The organism is Acidovorax sp. KPB24-03, assembly GCF_057546605.1.
On record NZ_BAAJYR010000819.1, the window covers coordinates 1 to 818 of the forward strand.

An 818-nucleotide genomic window follows, 5' to 3' on the forward strand; every position below is an offset into this window, starting at 1 on the left:
GGCCCCGCGTTCCAGCACCGCCACCGCGCCGGTGCCGCGTTCGCGCACGGCCGTCGCCACCATGCGCCGGTTGCCCCAGAAGCCCTCGGAGTAGCCCAGCCGCGTCTTCGCGGCCAGCGCGATCGCGGCGGGGTCGGTGGCCGTGAGCATCAGCCAGTGCAGGGTGTCGGGCACCTCCTTCTCGGCGGCGAGCCGGTGCGCCAGCGCGTCGGAAACCGCCGGCCGGTCGGGCAGCAGCAGCGCCATCGCCGGCTGCCGGCTCGGGTGCAGGGAGGGCAGGTCGGCCTCGATGCGGTCCGCACAGGCTTCCCACTCGGCCTGTGGCGCGGCCGCGAGATGGCGGCGGAAGGCTTCCTCGCCCTGGCCCAACGGCCCGCGCCATCCGTTGCTCATCGCGCGGGTCACGGTGGTGGACAGGTGCGCGCGGCGCTTCTTGGTGGTCGAGTCGTAATCGTTGGTCGTCTCCAGGCGCTGCGATGCCATGAGGATGTCGACGGCCCCCGGCAGTCCGTACTGCGCCACGAGGTAGTCCACGATGGCGGCGGCCGGTTCGTTCTCGCCGTAGTAGCCCGAACTGGCCAGGGCCAGCGCGAGCAGTACGGTGTCGGCCTCTGCATCGGCCTCGGCCGTGTGCCGGCCAAGGCGGTCGATGGTCCGCTGCAGCGGATCGCGCAGGGGCGCATCGGTGGCTGGCAGGTTGAAGTGGAAATCGCAGTGGCTGCGCACGCGCTGCCATGCCTGGGGCAGTGCGGCGGCTTTCGCTTCCTGGGGGAAACGGCGCGAGGCATAGGCCTCGCGCTCCATCTGGGACGGCAGGC

The 818-nt window shown here is 72.4% G+C and carries 1 pseudogene; it reads right to left on the bottom strand.

Features of this window, described 5'->3' with window-relative positions:
* Window positions 1–818 (bottom strand): annotated as a pseudogene (locus AC27KI_RS26210) (WGR and DUF4132 domain-containing protein); the annotation flags it as partial.